The sequence below is a fragment of the Phenylobacterium sp. genome, from assembly GCF_035276905.1.
GTDB lineage: Bacteria > Pseudomonadota > Alphaproteobacteria > Caulobacterales > Caulobacteraceae > Phenylobacterium.
Map to the genome: position 1 here is coordinate 1 of NZ_DATELG010000352.1, position 3,150 is coordinate 3,150.

Annotated in this window: 2 protein-coding genes and 1 pseudogene; 2 read left to right on the forward strand and 1 reads right to left on the reverse strand. The window is 73.9% G+C overall.

The genetic code is table 11. The features are described from left to right. Together VJS38_RS16720 and VJS38_RS16725 are read left to right on the forward strand one after the other, a co-directional pair. Positions 1–1,752: pseudogene (locus VJS38_RS16720) on the forward strand (ribonucleotide reductase); the annotation flags it as partial. 78 nt (positions 1,753–1,830) lie between these two features. Beyond that, positions 1,831–2,676 (forward strand): pentapeptide repeat-containing protein, encoded by an 846-nt coding sequence (locus VJS38_RS16725; RefSeq protein ID WP_324089283.1) that lies wholly within the window; start codon positions 1,831–1,833, stop codon positions 2,674–2,676. Positions 2,677–2,766: 90 nt separating this feature from the next. Here VJS38_RS16725 and VJS38_RS16730 read toward each other — a convergent pair. Next, positions 2,767–3,150 (reverse strand): amino acid--tRNA ligase-related protein (locus tag VJS38_RS16730; protein ID WP_324089284.1); only part of this gene is annotated, 384 nt, incomplete at its 5' end.

The following is a 3,150-nucleotide window of genomic DNA, read 5'->3' on the forward strand; positions in this document are numbered from 1 at the left end:
GAGGCCGCCCGCGCGGTGCGCGGCGGCGTCGACCTGATGAGCTTCTGGTCGCCCGAGGGCTTCGACATCGCCCGCTTCGAGGCGGCGGTCGCCCTGCTCGCCCAGGCGCTGGCGGCGGCCAGCGGCGGCCCGGCCCTCCTGGGCCTCGCCGGCCTCGGCGACTGGCTGGCGGCGCACGGGCTCGACTACGACAGCGAGGCCGGCCGCGAGACCGCCCGAGAGCTCTACCTGGCCGCCGCTGCGGCGGTGCGCGGATCGGGCGCGCAGCTCAAGGGGGGCATGGCGGTCTTCGCCGATCCGGAGCTGTCGCTGCGGCTGGGCGGCGGCGACCTCGCGGCCGGTCCCTTCGCCGGCGCCGTCACCTTCGCCCAGACCGCCGACGGCGCGACGGTGCGGGTGCTGTCGGACGCCGCGCTTCGTGGCGTCGCCGCCCTGGGCCTCGACACAGCTGAGCTGCGCGCGCAGCTGCTCGGCCGCGGCGACCTGCGCGAGGCGCCTGCGATCGACCACCGCGCGCTGGCCGCCCGCGGCTTCACCGACCACGAGATCGCCGCGGCCGAGACCGTGCTGCCGTTGGTCGGCCGGCTGGCGGACGCCTTCGCGCCCGAGGTGATCGGCGAAGGCTTCGTCCGCGACGTCCTGGGCGCGCGCGCCGACCAGTTGGCCGACCCGACCCTGGACGTGCTGGCGCTCGCCGGCTTCGACGCCGCCGAGGTCGCCGCGGCCGAGGCCTGGACGCTGGGCTGCGGCGCGCTCTCGGACGCCCGGGGCCTGCCGCCGGACCAGGCCCGGGTCTTCCGGACGCAGGGGGAGATGGGCGAGCCCCCGCGGCTGGCGATGCTGCAGATGCTGGCGCCGGCGCTGGCCTCGCCCGCCCTGGTCGAGCGCGCGCCGCCGTGGGACGCGAGCCTGGCGGCGATCGGCGAGGCGCTGGCCTGCCCCCTGCCGGTGCGCGTGCGCCGCCTCGCCGCGCCTGCGGACCTCGATCTGGACCTGCCGGCGCTCGCCGAGACGCCGAGGCCCCAGTTGCGCGAGAATCCCCCGCGCGAGACGCCCCCGCCCGAGCCGCAGGAGCGCGTGATCGAGCGGATCGTCGAGCGCGAGCGCATCCGCCGCAAGCTGCCCGACCGGCGCAAGGGCTACATCCAGAAGGCCGGCGTCGGCGGCCACAAGGTCTATCTGCACACCGGCGAGTACGACGACGGCGAGCTGGGCGAGATCTTCATCGACATGCACAAGGAAGGCGCGGCCTTCCGCTCGCTGATGAACAACTTCGCCATCGCCGTCTCGATCGGTCTGCAGTACGGCGTGCCGCTGGAGGAGTTCGTCGACGCCTTCGTCTTCACGCGCTTCGAGCCGGCCGGCGAGGTCACCGGCAACGACTCGGTGAAGTCGGCGACCTCGATCCTCGACTACATCTTCCGCGAGCTGGGCATCTCCTACCTGGGCCGCGACGACCTTGCCAACTCCGACCCCGGCGAGCTCAACGCCGACGGCCTGGGGCGCGGCGCGGGCGAGGCGGCGATGGACGAGCCGCAGCCGGCCAGCCGGTTCATCTCCCGCGGCTTCTCGCGCGGGAACGCGCCCGACAACCTGGTCTTCCTGCCGGTGGCGGGCCGCGCCGGCTCCTTCGAGACCGCCGAGGTCTGCGCCGCCTGCGGCGACATCGCCGTCGTCCGCAAGGGCCAGGCGCTGATCTGCCAGACTTGCGGCGTGCGCGCGGCGCGACACAGCGAGGATCAGGCCGGCTAAGGTTCGGCCTTACCGCGATTTAAGTGGCGTGGGGCCGCCGGCGCCCTCAGATGGAGGGCCGGCAACAGGATTTCCCATTTGAAGCTTCTTTTCGCGGTCTGGGCTTTCGTGCTTGCGACGGTCGCCGCTTCCCAGACCGCCATGGCCGGCGACAGGGCCGTGGTCGCCCGCCGCGACGCCTTCGGCGGCGCCTGTGCTCGCTGCGAGCTGTCCGGCCGCAAGCTCGCCGGCGCCTACTTCATGGGGGCCAATTTCGCCGGCGCGGCCCTGGTGGGGTCGGACCTGCGCGGCGCGCAGTTCATGGGCTCGATCTTCGTCGGCGCCGACCTGTCGCGCGCCGATCTCTCGGGCGCCGGCTTCCTGGGGGCCAACTTCACCGGCGCCAACCTTACCGCCGCCAGGCTGCGTGCGGCCGAGGCCCACGGCGTAAGCTTCGCGGGCGCCAACCTCGCCGGCGCCGACCTGCGCGAGGTCCAGGCGCCCGGCGCGGACTTCTCCGGCGCCGGCCTGCAGCACGCGAACCTGCAGGCGGCCGAGCTGATCGCCGCCATCATGCGCCACGTCGACGCTCGCGGCGCCGACTTCCGCGGCGCGGAGATGCGCGGCGCGGTGCTGAGCGGCGGCAAGTTCGACAAGGCCTCGTTCCGCGGGACGGCGCTGGACGGCGCGATCCTCGCCGGCGGCGCCTTCGACGGCGCCGATTTCCAGGGGGCGAGCCTCGACCACGTTATCCTCGCCGGGGCCGACCTGTCCCACGCCGAGGGCCTGCGCCAGGAACAGCTCGACGAGGCCTGCGCCGACGGCCGCACGCGCGTCCCGCCCGGCCTCACGGCGAAGCTCTGCGCCGGCCGGCTCCTGGTGCACACGCCCCCGCCCCTGCCGCCGGCGCCGCCGGTGCCGAGGTTCTTCCTGGGCGGACCGTAAAAGATCCTCCCCCTCTGGGGGAGGTGGCGCGAAGCCCCCTCAGTCAGCTTCGCTGACAGCTCCCCCGAAGGGGGAGGATCTTGTCTTCCCCTACCCTTTCAGCGGCGGGGCGAGGCGGATGTGCAGCTCCTTGAGCTGCTTGTCGGCCACTTCCGAAGGCGCGTTCATCAGCAGGTCCTGGCCCTGCTGGTTCAGCGGGAAGGCGATGACCTCGCGGATGGCGGTTTCGCCGGCCAGCAGCATGACGATCCGGTCGATGCCGGGCGCGAGGCCGCCGTGCGGCGGGGCGCCGTGGCGGAAGGCGCTCAGCATGCCGCCGAACTCGGCCTCGACCACCTCGGCGCCGTAGCCGGCGGTCTCGAAGGCCTTCAGCATCACGTCCGGCCGGTGGTTCCGGATCGCGCCCGAGCACAGCTCGTAGCCGTTGCAGACGATGTCGTACTGGTAGGCCAGGATGTCGAGCGGGTCCTTGGA